General features: G+C 69.0%; 16 protein-coding genes. 11 read left to right on the top strand and 5 right to left on the bottom strand.

The window, feature by feature from the left end:
• The 3 genes from BN948_RS04880 to BN948_RS04870 all read left to right on the top strand — a co-directional run.
• A partial coding sequence (locus BN948_RS04880) for a general secretion pathway protein GspB (protein ID WP_035620685.1) occupies positions 1 to 320 on the top strand: 320 nt, incomplete at its 5' end.
• Between the two features lie 14 nt (positions 321 to 334).
• Positions 335 to 976 (top strand): ABC transporter ATP-binding protein, encoded by a 642-nt coding sequence (locus tag BN948_RS04875; protein WP_009515196.1) that lies wholly within the window; start codon positions 335 to 337, stop codon positions 974 to 976.
• 135 nt (positions 977 to 1,111) lie between these two features.
• Positions 1,112 to 1,447, top strand: a complete 336-nt coding sequence (locus tag BN948_RS04870) for a hypothetical protein (RefSeq protein ID WP_009515195.1) — start codon at positions 1,112 to 1,114, stop codon at positions 1,445 to 1,447.
• Positions 1,448 to 1,472: 25 nt separating this feature from the next.
• Here the strand turns inward: BN948_RS04870 and BN948_RS04865 are convergent, their stop codons facing one another.
• The 3 genes from BN948_RS04865 to BN948_RS04855 form a co-directional block, all read right to left on the bottom strand.
• Complete coding sequence (locus BN948_RS04865) at positions 1,473 to 2,432, bottom strand: LysR family transcriptional regulator (RefSeq protein WP_009515194.1); 960 nt, start codon at positions 2,430 to 2,432, stop codon at positions 1,473 to 1,475.
• Positions 2,429 to 3,364: a LysR family transcriptional regulator gene (locus BN948_RS04860; protein ID WP_009515193.1), complete on the bottom strand. Its 936-nt coding sequence runs from the start codon at positions 3,362 to 3,364 to the stop codon at positions 2,429 to 2,431. The genes BN948_RS04865 and BN948_RS04860 overlap by 4 nt, the downstream gene beginning before the upstream one ends.
• 81 nt (positions 3,365 to 3,445) lie before the next feature.
• Positions 3,446 to 4,609, bottom strand: a complete 1,164-nt coding sequence (locus BN948_RS04855; protein WP_009515192.1) for an acyl-CoA dehydrogenase family protein — start codon at positions 4,607 to 4,609, stop codon at positions 3,446 to 3,448.
• 163 nt (positions 4,610 to 4,772) lie between these two features.
• Here BN948_RS04855 and BN948_RS04850 point away from each other — a divergent pair, with 163 nt between their 5' ends.
• The 7 genes from BN948_RS04850 (at position 4,773) to BN948_RS04820 (ending at position 11,962) form a co-directional block, all read left to right on the top strand.
• Entirely contained in the window at positions 4,773 to 5,978 is a 1,206-nt protein-coding gene (locus BN948_RS04850; RefSeq protein WP_009515191.1) for an acetyl-CoA C-acetyltransferase, read from the top strand.
• Between the two features lie 114 nt (positions 5,979 to 6,092).
• The gene (locus BN948_RS04845) at positions 6,093 to 8,234 is read left to right on the top strand and encodes a 3-hydroxyacyl-CoA dehydrogenase NAD-binding domain-containing protein (RefSeq protein WP_009515190.1); all 2,142 of its coding nucleotides are present in this window, start codon (positions 6,093 to 6,095) and stop codon (positions 8,232 to 8,234) included.
• Positions 8,235 to 8,254: 20 nt separating this feature from the next.
• Positions 8,255 to 8,998: a 3-oxoacyl-ACP reductase FabG gene (fabG, locus tag BN948_RS04840; protein WP_009515189.1), complete on the top strand. Its 744-nt coding sequence runs from the start codon at positions 8,255 to 8,257 to the stop codon at positions 8,996 to 8,998.
• A gap of 130 nt (positions 8,999 to 9,128) precedes the next feature.
• The gene (locus BN948_RS04835) at positions 9,129 to 10,373 is read left to right on the top strand and encodes a sensor histidine kinase (protein WP_009515188.1); all 1,245 of its coding nucleotides are present in this window, start codon (positions 9,129 to 9,131) and stop codon (positions 10,371 to 10,373) included.
• Between the two features lie 24 nt (positions 10,374 to 10,397).
• Positions 10,398 to 10,784 (top strand): response regulator, encoded by a 387-nt coding sequence (locus BN948_RS04830; protein ID WP_009515187.1) that lies wholly within the window; start codon positions 10,398 to 10,400, stop codon positions 10,782 to 10,784.
• On the top strand, positions 10,774 to 11,361 hold the full coding sequence (locus BN948_RS04825; protein ID WP_009515186.1) for a chromate transporter: 588 nt from the start codon (positions 10,774 to 10,776) through the stop codon (positions 11,359 to 11,361). The genes BN948_RS04830 and BN948_RS04825 overlap by 11 nt, the downstream gene beginning before the upstream one ends.
• A gap of 4 nt (positions 11,362 to 11,365) precedes the next feature.
• Positions 11,366 to 11,962, top strand: coding sequence for a chromate transporter (locus BN948_RS04820; protein ID WP_009515185.1), 597 nt, complete (start codon positions 11,366 to 11,368; stop codon positions 11,960 to 11,962).
• 3 nt (positions 11,963 to 11,965) lie between these two features.
• On the opposite strand, the gene BN948_RS04815 is transcribed toward BN948_RS04820, so the two are convergent.
• On the bottom strand, positions 11,966 to 13,288 hold the full coding sequence (locus BN948_RS04815) for a UDP-glucose dehydrogenase family protein (protein ID WP_009515184.1): 1,323 nt from the start codon (positions 13,286 to 13,288) through the stop codon (positions 11,966 to 11,968).
• A gap of 58 nt (positions 13,289 to 13,346) precedes the next feature.
• Here BN948_RS04815 and BN948_RS04810 point away from each other — a divergent pair, with 58 nt between their 5' ends.
• Positions 13,347 to 14,777, top strand: coding sequence for a polysaccharide lyase domain-containing protein (locus BN948_RS04810; protein WP_009515183.1), 1,431 nt, complete (start codon positions 13,347 to 13,349; stop codon positions 14,775 to 14,777).
• A 98-nt stretch (positions 14,778 to 14,875) separates the two neighbouring features.
• Here the strand turns inward: BN948_RS04810 and BN948_RS26525 are convergent, their stop codons facing one another.
• Positions 14,876 to 15,160, bottom strand: a complete 285-nt coding sequence (locus BN948_RS26525) for a hypothetical protein (RefSeq protein WP_138819894.1) — start codon at positions 15,158 to 15,160, stop codon at positions 14,876 to 14,878.
• Between the last annotated feature and the right edge of the window lie 58 nt (positions 15,161 to 15,218).

Raw genomic sequence — 15,218 nt, 5'->3', positions numbered from 1 at the left:
GTGCCACACCGGCGCCCACGCCATCACCGGCGGCCCGTGCGCCTGCGGCATCCGCGGCACCCGCGCCCGCCCCGGCCACCACGAGCGAAGCCCAGTTGCCCCGCGTGAGCGACCTCAACCCCACGGCGCGCGCCGCCCTGCCCCCACTCAAAGTCAGCGGCACAACCTACGCCTCCAACCCCGCGCTGCGCATGCTCATCGTCGACGGCCAGGTGCTGCAGGAGGGGCAGGACATCGCCCCGGGGCTCAAGCTGGAATCGATCGGCCCGCGCGGCGCCGTCATCGTCCACCAGGGCCAGCGGCTGCGCCTGCCCTACTAGCTCCACACCCCGCCATGACCCCGCTGCTGCGCGCCGAAGGCCTGCGCTTCGCCTGGCCGGGTAGCGCCCCGCTGTTCAACGACACCTCGCTGGCGCTCGGTCCGGGCCTCACCTGGCTCACGGGCGAAGACGGCAGCGGAAAAAGTACGCTGCTGTCGTTGCTGGCCGGTGCGCTGGCGCCCCAGGCCGGGCGGTTGTGGGCGAACGGCCACTGGTTGCACGACGACCCGGCGGCCTACCGCCGCCAGGTGTTCTGGATCGATCCCCAGACCGAAGCGCACGACGCCCTGCCCGCCGCCGGCTACCTGGAGGGCCTGGCCACCCACTGGCCCCGCCTGAGTGAGGCCGCCCTGTCCGACCTGGTGGACGGCTTCGGCCTGGCGGAGCACCTGCACAAGCCGCTGTACATGCTGTCAACCGGCAGTCGGCGCAAGGTCTGGCTCACGGCGGCGCTGGCGGCGGGCGCGCCCGTCACCCTCATCGACCAGCCCTTCGCGGCACTGGACGCACCGTCGGCCCGCTTCCTGGCGGACTGCCTGGCCGACATGGCCGAGCACCCCAGCCGCGCCTGGGTGGCGGCGGACCACGAAGCCCCGCCGGATACCCCTGGCAGCCGCGTCCGGGCGCTGGGGGGCCGAACAGGGCAGGGTTTTTAGCGCCGCTAAACCGTTCTTGCTAATTTCGAAATCGACAGCGGGGGCTTGCCGCCCTAGATTCCCCTCCACGCCGAAGCCAGAGCCGATGCACCCGCTCACCTGGCCCCGGCGCCCGATGGGATCCAGGAGTTACGCATGAGCCACGCCACCGTTGCCGAACCGCCATCCACCGCGTCCATGCTGGACATGCTGATGGCGCGCTGGCAACTCGCCCCCCGCCATGACACGGCGGCCCACGAATCCCCCAGCGACGCCATGGAGCGCGCGCGCACCACCATCGTGCAGACCGTGGGGCACTATGTGGACTACCTGGAGCCCGCCGATCAGGCCCTCTACACCACCCTGATCGCCACGACCGACCCCGAGTCCCTGCGCGGTCTGTTCTTCGAGTGCTTTGACCTCATGGTCAGAACCCGTGGCCCAGCCATCGCCGTGCTGCGCCTGCACGAGCTCTACCGCCTCATGCGCTGAGGGCGCCGACACCCGATCGGATCGCTCAGGCCTGCCCCGGCGGCGGGCCCGGTCCGGCCTCCGCGTACACGAACTCCCGCAGGCGGTCGCGCAGCCAGCGGTGCGCCGGGCTGTGGTGCGTGCGGTGGTGCCAGACCATGTAGCGCGGCGCCGCGATGCGGGGCACCTCGGGGGGCAGGGGCAACAGCCGCAGGCCCTCGGCGTAGCGCGACAGCACCGCACCCTGGTGGCGCGACACCGTGGTCAGACGGTCCGTGGTGGCCACGATGGCGGCCAGGTGCGGCATGGACAGCACGATGCTGGAGCGCCGCGGCGAATGCCCCAGGGACACCAGGGCCTGGTCGATGGGCGTGAGAGAACCGCCCGAGCGCTCGATGGGGTGCGCCCTCACGTGCTGTTCGGCGGCGTATTGCGCCAGTGTCAGGCCGGCTCCGATGCGGGGATGCGCCACGCTCAGGCAGCAATGCGTGAATTCGGCGTCGGCAAAGCGCTCGGCGTGCAGGTCCTCGGCGTCGCCCGGCGGCGTGAACGTGGTCAGCACGACATCGACCGCGCCCGAGCGCAACGAGGCGAAGCTGCCGGGCACCGGATCGGGCGTGCGCACGTCCAGCAGCACGCGCGGCGCCGCGGACACGATCGCGGCGTAGCAGGCGGCCAGGTCGAGTTCGGCGAACACGGCGTCGCAGACCAGGCTCAACGATGCTTCACTGCTGACCGGGTCGAAGACCGCCGTCCCCGCACTGGTGTGCTGCCACAAGGCCGCCATGTCACGGAACGACGGCAACACGGTCTCGCCCAGGGGCGTCGGCAGGTAACGGGGTCCCTGGCGCACGACGAGTTCGTCGCCGAACACGTCCCTTAGTCGCTGCAGCGACTGGCTGGCGGCCGACGGCGTCATGTGCAAGCGCTCGGCCGCCAGGCTCAGGCTCTGCGCATCGATCAAGGCCACCAGCAAGGCGACCTGTCGCAGGTCCGCCGAACTCATTGGATGGCCCCCGCGCACACCTCGCGCAGGCGTTCGCGCAGCCACTGGTGGGGGCGGCTGCGGTGCGTGCGTTCGTGCCAGATCATGTGCAGTTCGCTGCGCACCGCCGGCATGTCGGGCGGCAGCGGCAGGCTGCGCACCTCGCTCAGGTAGCGCTCCAGCACGCGAGCGCCCTCGGCCGACACGGTGAGCAGGTAGTCCGAACGCGAGACCATGTGCAGCGCCGTCCACAACGATTGCACATAGGTGGCGCGGCGCGCGGCGTGGCCGTGGGCGAGAAGCGCCGCGTCCAGCGGGCTGCGCGACGCCGGGTCGAGGTTGCGGTAGTGCGCCACCAGGTGCTCTTCGCCCAGGTACTGGGCCAGCGTCATCGACTCGCCAATGCGGGGATGGCCGCGGCCAAGCACCACGTGCGTGAGCGCGTGCGTGCACAGCAACTCGTGGTGCACGTCGCGCATGTCGGGCGGCGGCGGCGCGCTGGCGCACAGCACGTCGAGCTTGCCCGCGCGCAGCGATTGCACGTCCACGGCGTTGTGCAGCGGCACCTGGAAATCAAGTGTCGCCCGAGGCGCCAGCCGGCGCATGTCGGCGTGCAGCCGCACCAGATCGGGCGAGGCCGTGTGCGCCACGCAGGCCACGGCGAAGCGCAGCTCGCAGGTGGACGGGTCGAAATCGCCGCTGGCCTGCAGCGCCTCGTTCCAGTGGCGCACGATGGCCCGCACACCCCCCATCACCTGCTCTCCGTGGGGCGTGAGCCGGTAGGCATTGCCCTGACGGACGTAGACCTCTTCACCGAAGGTGGCGCGCAGTCGGCTCAGCGACTGGCTGGCCGCCGACGGCGTCATGCCCAGCCGCGCGGCCGCCTCACTCAGGCTCTGCGTTTCGATCAACTCGCACATCAACTCCAACTGCTTGATGTCGGCGTTCTTCATGGCCAAGCGCTCCAGCAACGACTGTGCCCGGCCACAGCCTACACCGAACGCCCCACGAACACGTGACGGAGTCGCTGACCCTCAACGCCCGCCCAGGCCCATCTGCCGCGAGATCAGCTCCTTCATGATCTCGTTCGTGCCGCCGTAGATGCGCTGCACGCGCGCGTCGGCGTAGGCGCGGGTGATGGGGTATTCCCACATGAAGCCGTAGCCGCCGTGCAGTTGCACGCACTCGTCCATCACCTTGCACTGCAGGTCGGAGCACCAGTACTTGGCCATGCTGGCGGTGGCGGAGTCGAGGCGGTTTTCGTTCACGAGCTCGCAGCACTTGTCCACGAACACGCGCGCCACCTGCACCTCGGTCTGCAACTCGGCCAGGGTGTAGCGTGTGTTCTGGAACGCCGCCACCGTGGTACCGAAGGCCTTGCGGTCCTTCACGTACTGCAAGGTCCAGTCGATGGCGGCCTGCGCCGCCGCCACGGCGCCGATGGCAATCTGCAGGCGCTCCCAGGGCAGTTGCTCCATCAGGCAGACGAAGCCGCGGCCGAGGAAGTCCGGCCCGCCGAGCAGGTTCTCCGCCGGCACCACCACGTCGTTGAAGAACAGCTCCGAGGTGTCCTGAGCCTTCAGGCCCAGCTTCTTCAGCCGCTTGCCGGTCTCGAAGCCGGGCATGCCGCGCTCCATCAGCAGCAGCGTCGTGCCCTTGGCGCCGGCCGCCGGGTCGGTCTTGGCCACCACGATCACCAGATCGGCGTGCCAGCCGTTGGTGATGAAGGTCTTGCTGCCATTGAGGCGGTAGCTCCCATCGGGCTGCACCAGCGCAGTGGTCTTGATGCCCTGCAGGTCGCTGCCGGCGGCGGGCTCGCTCATGGCGATGGCGCCGACCATCTCGCCGCTGGCCAGCAGCGGCAGGTACTTCCGCTTCTGCGCCTCGGTGCCGTAGTGCAGGATGTACGGGGCCACGATCTCGCTGTGCAGTCCGAAACCGATGCCACTGAAGCCGCCGCGCGCCAGCGCCTCCATCTGCACCACGGAATACAGCCGGTCGGCGCCCGCGCCGCCGTAGGCCTCGGGCATGGAAGGACACAGGAAACCGTTGGCCCCGGCCTTGCGCCAGACGTCGCGGTCTACGTAGCCCTGCTCCTCCCACGCTTCGTGGAAGGGCGCGATCTCCTTGTCGACGAAACGCTGGAAGGCGTCGGCGAAGGCCTGGTGGTCGCTGTTGAAGAGGGTGCGTTCGATCATGATGTCACCGACTGGACGGATGGGGGATTTTTGGCAAGCAGTTGCTTGGCGAAAGTCAATATACTGGGCCGAGGTATTGGGCACCACCGAGGAAACACCATGAGCGCCGCCCGGCCGTTCCGAAGGCGCTCGCACCGCAGCGCGCTGCGCGGAGGTCATCAGCATGAGCGAAGCGTATATCTACGACGCCATCCGCACGCCCCGTGGCAAGGGCAAGAAGGACGGCAGCCTGCACGAGGTCAAGCCGATCGACCTACTGGCCGGCACGCTGAGTGCGCTGCAGCGCCGCCACGACTTCGACACCGCCGCGGTGGACGACGTGGTCATGGGTGTGGTCTCGCCCATCGGCGAGCAGGGCTCGGTGATCGCCAAGGTGGCCGCGCTCAAGGCGGGATGGGACTGGCGCTGCTCGGGCGTGCAGCTCAACCGCTTCTGCGCCTCGGGCCTGGAGGCGGTGAACCTGGCGGCCATGAAGGTGCGCAGCGGCTGGGAGGATCTGGTCGTCGCCGGCGGCGTGGAAAGCATGAGCCGCGTGCCCATTGGCTCCGACGGCGGCGCCTGGGCGCAGGACCCGGCCACCAACAGCGCCACGATGTTCGTGCCCCAGGGCATCGGCGCCGACCTGATCGCCACCCTCGAAGGGTTCTCGCGCGAGGACGTGGACGCCTTCGCGCTCGAGTCCCAGCGCCGCGCCGCCAGCGCCCGCGGCGAAGGCCGCTTCGACCGATCCGTGGTGCCGGTGACGGACATGCTGGGCCAGACCGTGCTCGGCGAGGACGAGTTCATCAAGCCGCACACGACGATGGAAGGCCTGGGCTCGCTCAAGCCCGCGTTCGAGCAACTGGGCGGCATGGGTTTCGACGCCGTGGCCCTGCAGCGGTATCCGCAGGTCGAGCGCATCGAGCACGTGCACCACGCGGGCAACTCCTCGGGCATCGTCGACGGCGCGGCGGCCGTGCTGATCGGCAGCGAGGCGGCGGGCAAGGCCCACGGACTCACGCCACGCGCGCGCATCGTCGCGGCCGCGCTGTCGGGCGCGGACCCGACCATCATGCTCACCGGCCCCATGCCGGCCAGCCGAAAGGCGCTGGAGAAAGCCGGACTCACGGTGGACGACATCGACCTGTTCGAGGTGAATGAGGCCTTCGCCGCCGTGCCCATGAAGTTCATGCGCGAGATGGGCGTACCGCACGAGAAGGTCAACGTCAACGGTGGCGCCATCGCCATGGGCCACCCGCTGGGCGCCACGGGCGCCATGATCCTGGGCACGCTGCTGGACGAGCTGGAGCGCCGTGGCCTCAAGCGCGGTCTGGCCACCCTCTGCGTGGGCGGCGGCATGGGCATCGCCACGATTATTGAAAGGGTCTGACGACCCACCCCCGCGCCGCGCCTTCGGCGCGTCACCCCCTGAAAGGGGGCAGCACCAGCGGCCCGGCAAAGCCGGTTCCGCGGTGCTTCTGGGGAAACAGCCGAAAGGACACCCGTGAAGACCATCCGCTACGAGCTGCACGACGGCCTGGCCACCATCACCTTCGACGAGCCCGGCTCGCCGGTGAACACCATGTGCGCCGACTGGCAGCGCGACCTCACCACCGTCACCGGCCTGGTGGTGCGCGACAAGGCACTCATCAAGGGCATCATCCTGGCCTCGGCCAAGAGCACCTTCTTCGCCGGTGCCGACCTGAAGGGCACCATGCGCCTGAAGGCCAGCGACGCGCGCCAGGTCTACGCCGAGATCGAGCAGACCAAGAAGAACTTCCGCACGCTGGAGACCCTGGGCGTGCCGGTGGTGAGCTGCATCAACGGCTCCGCGCTGGGCGGTGGCTGGGAAGTGGCCCTGGTCGGCCACCACCGCGTCGCCATCGACCACCCGAAGATCCAGCTCGGCCTGCCCGAGATCACCCTGGGCCTGATCCCGGGCGCCAGCGGCATCACCAAGATGACCCGGCTGCTGGGCCTGCAGGGCGCGCAACCCTACATCCTGGAAAGCCGCCTGTTCAGCCCGCGCGAGGCGCTGGACCTGGGCCTGGTGCACGCGCTGGCGATCGACGAGCTGAGCCTGCGCGCCGCGGCCGAGGCCTTCATCGGCGCCCACCCGCAGGCCCGCCACCCCTGGGACGAGAAGGACTACAAGATGCCCGGCGGCACGCCGAGCAACCCCAAGATCGCCGGCATGCTGAGCGTGGCGCCGGCCGTGCTGCGACAGAAGACCCAGGGCCTGTACCCCGCGCCCGAGGCCGCGCTGGCCGCCATGGTCGAGGGCGCGATGGTCGACTTCGACACGGCGCTGCGCATCGAGAGCCGCTACCTCGCGCAGCTGCTCGTGAGCCCGGTCGCGAAGAACATGATCAACGCGTTCTTCTTCGACATGAACGCCGTGCGCAGCGGCGGCTCGCGCCCGAAGGACTTCCCGCGCTTCGTGCCGCGCAAGGTGGGCATCCTGGGCGCGGGGATGATGGGCGCGGGCATCGCGCACGCGCAGGCCAGCCGGGGCATCGAGACGGTACTGGAAGACGTGAGCCTGGAAAACGCCGAGCTGGGCAAGTCCTACAGCCACCGCCTCACCCAGGCGCGGGTCGAGAAAGGGCTGATGAGCATCCAGGAGCAGCTTGGCCTGCTCGACCGCATCCTGGCCACCGACCACCCCAAGGACCTCAAGGGCTGCGAGCTCATCATCGAGGCGGTGTACGAAAACCGCGAGGTGAAGGCGCAGATCACGCGCGAGGCCGAAGAGCAGCTCGCACCCGGCGGCTTCTTCGCCAGCAACACCTCCACCCTGCCCATCTCCAGCCTGGCCAAGGCCAGCCGGCGGCCCGAGAAGTTCGTCGGCATCCACTTCTTCAGCCCGGTGGACAAGATGAAGCTGGTGGAGATCATCCGCGGTCAGCGCACCGACGATCAAACCATCGCCCGTGCCTACGACTACGTGCTCGCCCTGGGCAAGCTGCCCATCGTGGTGAACGACTCGCGCGGCTTCTACACCAGCCGCACCTTCGGCACCTACGTGATGGAGGGCGCGGCCATGGTGGGCGAAGGCATTCCCGCGCCCGTGATCGAGAACGCCGCGGTGCAGGCCGGCATGCCCGTGGGTCCGCTGGCCGTGCTGGACGAGACCTCGTTGTCGCTGGCCGTGCACGTGCTCGACCAGACGCGCGCCGATTTCAAGGCCGAGGGCAAGGTCTATGAGCCCGGCCAGGGCGAGTTGCTGGTGGAGCGCATGGTGAAGACGCTCAAGCGCGCCGGGCGCGCCTCGGGCGGTGGCTTCTACGAGTACCCGGCGGGCCAGCGCAAGCGCCTGTGGGTGGAACTCAAGGGCCTGTTCGAGGACCCCCGACTGCAATGGGACCTGCAGGAGGTGAAGGACCGCCTGCTGTATCGCCAGTCGGTGGAAACCGCGCGCTGCCTGGCCGAGGGCGTGCTCACCAGCGCGCACGACGCCAACATCGGGTCCATCTTCGGCATCGGCTTTCCGGCCTGGACGGGGGGTGCGCTGCAGTTCATCTACGGCCAGGGCATCGAGGCCTTCGAGCGGCGCTGCGACGTGCTGGCGCGACGCTTCGGCCGCGGTTTCCTGCTCGACGGCGCCGCGCGCGACGCCATCCGCCGCTTCCAGCCCCAGTACTGACCCCCTGATCCCCTGAAACGATGTCCCGACTCTCGAACAAGATCTGTCTCATCACCGGCGCCGCCCAGGGCATTGGCCTGGCCACCGCCGAAACATTCGCCCGCGAGGGCGCCACCGTCATCGTGGCCGACCTCAAGCCCGAGGCCGTGGCCGCCGCCGTGCGCCGCTGCCAGGGGCTGGGCGCGCAGGCCGAGGGCCACGCCCTGGACGTGACCGAGCGCGAGCGCGTGGACGCGGTGGTGGCCCAGGTGCTGGCGCGCCACGGCCGCATCGACGTGCTGGTGAACAACGCGGGCATCACGCAGGACGCGCGCCTGCAGAAGATGACGATCGAGCAATTCGATCGCGTCATCGACGTCAACCTGCGCGGCGTGTTCCACTGCGCCCAGGCCGTGGCCGACGCCATGGTGCGCCAGGGCCATGGCGTGATCCTCAACGCGTCGTCGGTGGTGGGCCTGTACGGCAACTTCGGCCAGACCAACTACGCCGCCAGCAAGTTCGGCGTCATCGGCTTCACCAAGACCTGGGCGCGCGAACTCGGCCCCAAGGGCATCCGCGTCAACGCGGTGGCTCCCGGGTTCATCGAAACCCCCATCCTCGGCACCATCCCCGACAAGGTCCTCGAGGAGATGCGCCAGCGCGTGCCCCTGCACCGCCTGGGCCGGCCCGAGGAGATCGCCAGCGTCTATGCCTTCCTGGCCAGCGACGACGCCAGCTACGTCAATGGCGCGGTGATCGAGGTCAGCGGCGGCATGTCGGTCTGAATCTGGCGCGGGACGGTTATCCCCCATTTTGGGGAGACGAGAAATCTCGCATCGGGGCGGCCAAAACAAACCCACCCGAACCCTGGGCCAGCGTGTTACAAATCGGGGTTTTGCTCGCTGCCAGCCCTCGATGCCACCCTCCCCGCCGCCCGCCACCGAAGGCCCGCGCCTTGCGCGGCTGCGGGCATTGGGCGTGCTGGACACCCTGCCCGAGCGCGCCTACGACGACATCGCCGCCCTGGCGCAGTCGCTCTGCGGCACCCCCATCGCGCTGGTCTCGCTGGTGGACGCCGAGCGCCAGTGGTTCAAGGCCCGCATCGGCCTGCCGCTGAGCGAAACCCCGCGCGACTGGAGCTTCTGCTCCAACGCCATTCAAGCGCCCGGCGAGGTGCTGGTGATCGAGGACGTGCGCCACGACCCGCGCTTCGAGGACCACCCCCTGCGGCGCGAGCAGCCCGACCTCGGCTTCTATGCTGGCGCACCCATCGTCACCCGCGACGGCCTGGCCCTGGGCACCGTGTGCGTGATGGACGTGCAGGCGCGGTGCCTGTCCAGCGAACAGGTCGACGGCCTGCGCCGCCTGGCCGGGCTGGCGGCCACGCTGCTCGAGCAAGGCACGCAGGACATGGAAACCCTGCGGCGCAACGAGGTCCGCCTCAGCCGCACCGTCGCGCTGCTCGAACGCAAGACGGTCGAGCAGCAGCGCTTCATCTACATGCTCTCCCACGACCTGCGCGAGCCGGTCAACACCATCAACAACTTCTCCGCGCTGCTGGTGGACGACCACCAGGCCGAGCTGCCCGCGCCCGCGCAGCGCTACCTGGGCTTCGTGCGCGAGGGCGGTCGGCGCATCGGGCGCCTGCTCGACGACCTGGTCGAGTTCGCCCAACTCGACACCCACCCGCTGCGCATCGAGGCGGTGGACGCCGCCGCCCTGGCGCAGAAGGTCACGCAGGACCTGGAACCGGTGCTCCAGCGCTGTCAGGGCCGCGTCGAGATCGACACCGCCCTGCCCGTGGTGATGGCCGACCCCGGCCTGCTGCGCGTGGCGCTGCACAACCTGCTGAGCAACGCGCTCAAGTTCACCCGGCCCGGCGTGCCGCCCGTCATCACCGTTGGCGCCTCGCGCGGCGGTGCGATCGACCAGATCCACGTGAGCGACAACGGCGTGGGCATCGCGCAGGAACACCAGGGCCGCATCTTCGGCCTGTTCAACCGACTGCACACCCGCCGCCGCTACGACGGCACGGGCCTGGGCCTGCCCATCTGCCAGCGCATTGCCGAACTCCATCAAGGCCGCCTGACGCTCGAATCGTCCATCGACGTCGGCAGCCGCTTCACCCTGCACCTGCCGGCACAGGCAGACCGAGCCTGAGAAGGCGTGAGACAAGGACTCCGCATGGCCACCCCCGCGCGTTTCATCCTGATCGACGACAGCGACGCCGACAACGTCTTCCACGAAATCATGATCCGGCGTGCCGGCTTCACCGGCGAGGTGCGGATCTTCGACAACGGTGTGGACGCGTTGAAGTTCCTGCGCGACGACCCACTCGCGCAGCCCACCTGCATCTTCCTGGACATCAACATGCCGGTGCTCGACGGCTTCGAGGTCGCACAGCAGGCCACGCGTCTGCTCGAGGGCAAGCCCGCCACCGTGCTGCTGATGCTCACCTCGTCCGACGCGCCGCAGGACCGTCAACGCGCCGCCGAGCTGCCAGTGATCCAGGGCTACGTGACCAAGCCGCTCACCGCCGACGTGGTGCGCCAGATGCTCCGTGTCGGCTGAGCCCCCGGCCGACGCCCCCGCGAGCCCGCGCTCGCGCACCGAACTCTTCACCGCCTTCACCTGGCTGGCCCTGCAGGGCTTTGGCGGCGTGCTGGCCGTGGTGCAGCGCGAGCTGGTGGAGAAGCGTCGTTGGCTAACGCGCGACCAATTCGTCGAGGACTGGGCGGTCGCGCAGATCATGCCGGGGCCCAACGTGGTGAACCTGGCGCTGATGATCGGCGGGCGGCACTTCGGCCTGCCGGGCGCGCTGTCGGCGCTGGCGGGCATGCTGGTGGCGCCGCTGGTGCTCTTGCTGCTGGTCGCCGTGCTCTACAGCCAGCTCGCCAGCCTGCCGCAGGCGCAGGCCGCGCTGCGTGGCATGGGCGCCGTGGCCGCGGGGCTGATCGCCGCCACCGGCCTCAAGCTGGTGACGGCGCTGCGCAACAACGTCATGGGCTTGAGCGTGTGCACGGGCTTTGCCGCGCTCACCTTCGTGGCGATCGCCCTGCTGCGCTGGCCGCTGGCCTGGGTCCTGCTGGGGCTGGGCACGCTGTCCTGCGCCTGGGCTTGGCGCCAACTGGGCCGCACGGGGGGCTGATTACATGGCGGGCTTACCCATGGCCGTGGACTGGCTGGATCTGTTCACCCACTTCCTCACGCTCTCGCTGCTCGCCGTGGGCGGCGCGATCACCGTGGCACCCGACATGCACCGTTACCTGGTGGTGCAGCACGGCTGGCTGAGCGATCCGCAGTTCACGGCCTCGATCGCTTTGTCGCAGGCCGCACCCGGGCCCAATGTGCTGTTCATCGCACTGCTCGGTTTCAACATCGGCATCAACGCGGCCGGCGGCCCGGCGGCGGGCTGGCGGGCCTGGGCGCTGGGGCTGTTCGGGGTGGTGGTGACGATGGTCGCCATCCTGCTGCCCTCATCGGTGCTCACCTACACGGCCACGCGCTGGGCCCACCAGCACCGCGAGCGGCGCGGGGTACGGGCCTTCAAGGCGGGCATGGCGCCGATCGTGATCGCGCTGCTCATCGCCACCGGCTGGGTGCTGACCGCCGCGCACGACCAGCCGGCGCGCGACTGGCGCCTGTGGCTGCTGACGGCGGTGGCGGCCCTGACCGTGTGGCGCACCAAGGTGCACTTGCTGTGGCTGATCGGCGCGGGCGGGGTGCTGGGGGCGCTGGGCTGGGTCTGAAGCTCAGCGACCGATGGGCAGGTAGTCGAACCCCATGCGCCGCACGAACGCTGGGTCATACAGGTTGCGCCCATCCACGATCAGCGGCTGCTTCAGGCGCTCCTTGATGAGGTCGAAGTCCGGGCTGCGGAACTCCTTCCACTCCGTCACGATGACCAGTGCGTCCGCGCCGTCCAGGGTTTCGTTGGGCGTCTTGGCGTAGCTCACGCGCGGCTCATCGCCCAGCACGCGCTGCGCCTCGTGCATGGCGGCCGGGTCGTAAGCCGTCACGGTCGCGCCGGCGGCCAGCACCTCTTCGAGGAAGCTCAGGCTCGGCGCCTCGCGCATGTCGTCGGTGTTGGGTTTGAAGGCCAGGCCCCACAACGCGATGTGGCGGCCCTTCAGGTCATCGCCCAGGCGCTGCTTGAGCTTGCGCGCCAGCACCTGCTTCTGCGCGTCGTTGGCGGCCTCGACGGCGCTCAGCACTTTCAGGTCCAGCTCGGCGTCGCTCGCGGCGGTCTTGATCAGCGCTTTCACGTCCTTGGGGAAGCAGGAGCCGCCGTAACCCGCGCCGGGGTACAGGAAGTGGTAGCCGATGCGCGGGTCGGAGCCGATGCCCTGGCGCACCATCTCGATGTCGGCGCCCAGCTTCTCGGCCAGGTTGGCCAGTTCGTTCATGAAGCTGATGCGCGTGGCCAGCATGGCGTTGGCCGCGTACTTGATGAGTTCGGCGCTGCGCACGTCGGTGACCAGCAGGCGCTCGTGGTTGCGCTGGAAGGGTGCGTAGAGCGCGCGCATGAGGAAGATGGCCTGCTCGTCGCTGCCGCCCACGATGATGCGGTCGGGCTTCATGAAGTCGTCCACCGCCGCGCCCTCTTTCAGGAACTCGGGGTTGGACACCACGGCGTAGGGCGTGTTCACGCCGCGCTTGGCCAGCTCGTCGGCAATGGCGGCGTGCACCTTGTCGGCGGTGCCCACGGGCACGGTGCTCTTGTCCACCACCACCTTGTAGTCGGTCATCAGGCGGCCGATGTTGCGTGCCGCGGCCAGCACGTACTGCATGTCGGCCGAGCCGTCCTCATCGGGCGGCGTGCCCACGGCGATGAACTGGATGGTGCCGTGGTTCACGGCGCGCGCCACGTCGGTGGTGAAGTGCAGGCGGCCGGCGGCCACGTTGCGCGCCACCATCTCCTTCAGGCCCGGCTCGAAGATCGGGATGCCGCCCGACTCCAGAATGCGGATCTTCTCGGGGTTCACGTCGAGGCACAGCACGTCGTTGCCCACCTCGGCCAGGCAGGCCCCGCTGACCAAGCCCACATACCCCGTTCCCACCACCGTCACTTTCATTGCGGTTCCCTCGTTGTGCGTCCCTCATGGCGGGGACAGGGCATGATAGCGAACGAATATGGCACTTTCGTCCTACCCTCCCCCGTATGGGCGACGCCGCGTGAAGCTGTTCGCGCTGGCGCTCGGCCTGCTGTTGCTGCTGGCGCTGGCGCCCCTGGCCTGGCTGTTCGGCACCGCCCGCGGGCAGGCCGTGTGGGAGCAGGCCAACAGCCGCAGTCCCAACGAGCTGATCCGCTACACCGAGCGCCGCCTGCAAGGGCACCCGCGGCTGGAGCGCTGGCTGCTGCCACCGCTGCACGCCCTGCGCACGCGGGTAGAGCCCGAGCCACCGCCCGGCCCCTTGCCCGATTTAGGCAAAGGCCAGCGCCCCGAGGCTCCCCCTCCGCCGGCCGGGCTCTCCAGCCAACGGATCGCCGACACCCCACAGGCCATCCGCGAGGCCCTTCTGCACGCCACACCGGGCACGCAGATCGTGGTGGCGCCCGGCCTCTACCCGTTCGACGCCACGCTGCGCCTGGGCCACGACGGCCGCGCCGACGCGCCCATCGCGCTGCGCGCCGAGCGCCCGGGCACCGTGTGGTTCGCCTTCACGCAGGTGGACGGCATCCGCGTCGATCGACCGCACTGGGTGTTCGAGAACCTGGACATCCGGGGCGCCTGCGCCCGCCATGGCGACTGCGAACACGCCTTCCACGTGATCGGGCGCGGCGCCCACGTCGGCATCCGCAACAACCGCATCACCGACTTCAACGCCCACGTCAAGGTCAACGGCCAGCACGGCCGCTGGCCCGACGAAGGCGAACTTTCCTGGAACACCCTGAGCAACAGCGCGCCGCGCGACACCGCCCAGCCGGTGGTGATGCTCGATCTGGTCGGCGCCCACCGCTGGCGGGTGCACGACAACCGGGTGATGAACTTCGTGAAGCTGCACGGAAACCGCGTCGCCTACGGGTTGTTCGCCAAGGGCGCCAGTGAAGGCATCCGCATCGAACGCAACCTGCTGGTGTGCACGCCCGGGGGCCTGTCGCAGCCCGGCGAGCGCATTGGCATTTCCGTGGGCGGCGGTGGTACCGACCCCGAGGTCTGCCGTGACCGGACCTGCCGTTCGTACGAACACCGAGGCGGCTTGGCCGCCAACAACGTGGTCGCGCATTGCAACGACGCGGGCGTCGATGTGAACCGGGGCGTGGACGTGCGGGTGGTGCACAACACCCTGATCAATACGGCGGGCATCACTGTGCGGGCGGGCTCGCGCGCCCAACTGGACGGCAACCTTGTCGACGGCCGCGTCTGGCGACGCGACGGCAGCGTGGTGGACCAGCGTGGCACCACGCCGCTGGGGCAATGGCTCGATCCGGCCGCCGCCGCGGCCCTGCAATGGCAATGGCACCAGCCAACGACCAGTGGGCCCAGCGCCACCGACATTTCGACGGATTTCAATGGCCAATTGCGCGCCGGCCATTACGCACCCGGAGCACTCCTCCCGTGAGTTAACAATTCGTCACCGGATTCCAACATCCGGTGACAAGCAACTCGATCCAATTCCAGGAATTGGACCGCACGAGTTACCTGTTGAAACGCCGGCGATTAGCGTTTGTCCGTCAATAATTCATTGACGGTATTTTCTGATATCGCATCCCTCTGATTCACCCGAATCAGCCAGCCCTCCGTGACCTGCTCCACCTTCGGCATGCCGAGGAAGTAGCGGGCGAACTTGTGTCTTTTTGTACGGGAAATACCACTCATCGGTCGCAAGATGCCGTGCGTTCGTGTGCACTTCCGCACATCGCCGATTTTGAACAGCCGATCAACTGTGCCGCTTTTCACGCTTTCAGCCCCCCTAAAGTCATTCGCAGTGGCGTCGAGAAACAAGACAAAGGGGTGAAAAACGTGCGACAGATCACGGCGAAAAAAGAAACCCCATACCTTG

This window comes from Hydrogenophaga intermedia (assembly GCF_000723405.1).
Taxonomy (GTDB): Bacteria; Pseudomonadota; Gammaproteobacteria; order Burkholderiales; family Burkholderiaceae_C; genus Hydrogenophaga; species Hydrogenophaga intermedia.
The sequence above is the reverse complement of the archived record's forward strand: the minus strand, read 5'-3'. Positions and strand labels throughout refer to the sequence as shown.

Bases quoted from the DNA above. Each gene is read 5' to 3' on its own strand.
- BN948_RS04865 (WP_009515194.1), bottom strand. From the start codon at position 2,432: ATGAGTTCGGCGGACCTGCGACAGGTCGCCTTGCTGGTGGCCTTGATC.
- BN948_RS04835 (WP_009515188.1), top strand. From the start codon at position 9,129: ATGCCACCCTCCCCGCCGCCCGCCACCGAAGGCCCGCGCCTTGCGCGG.
- BN948_RS04820 (WP_009515185.1), top strand. From the start codon at position 11,366: ATGGCGGGCTTACCCATGGCCGTGGACTGGCTGGATCTGTTCACCCAC.
- BN948_RS04850 (WP_009515191.1), top strand. From the start codon at position 4,773: ATGAGCGAAGCGTATATCTACGACGCCATCCGCACGCCCCGTGGCAAG.
- BN948_RS04810 (WP_009515183.1), top strand. From the start codon at position 13,347: ATGGCACTTTCGTCCTACCCTCCCCCGTATGGGCGACGCCGCGTGAAG.
- BN948_RS04875 (WP_009515196.1), top strand. From the start codon at position 335: ATGACCCCGCTGCTGCGCGCCGAAGGCCTGCGCTTCGCCTGGCCGGGT.
- BN948_RS04830 (WP_009515187.1), top strand. From the start codon at position 10,398: ATGGCCACCCCCGCGCGTTTCATCCTGATCGACGACAGCGACGCCGAC.
- BN948_RS04870 (WP_009515195.1), top strand. From the start codon at position 1,112: ATGAGCCACGCCACCGTTGCCGAACCGCCATCCACCGCGTCCATGCTG.
- BN948_RS04860 (WP_009515193.1), bottom strand. From the start codon at position 3,364: ATGAAGAACGCCGACATCAAGCAGTTGGAGTTGATGTGCGAGTTGATC.
- BN948_RS04855 (WP_009515192.1), bottom strand. From the start codon at position 4,609: ATGATCGAACGCACCCTCTTCAACAGCGACCACCAGGCCTTCGCCGAC.
- BN948_RS04815 (WP_009515184.1), bottom strand. From the start codon at position 13,288: ATGAAAGTGACGGTGGTGGGAACGGGGTATGTGGGCTTGGTCAGCGGG.
- fabG (WP_009515189.1), top strand. From the start codon at position 8,255: ATGTCCCGACTCTCGAACAAGATCTGTCTCATCACCGGCGCCGCCCAG.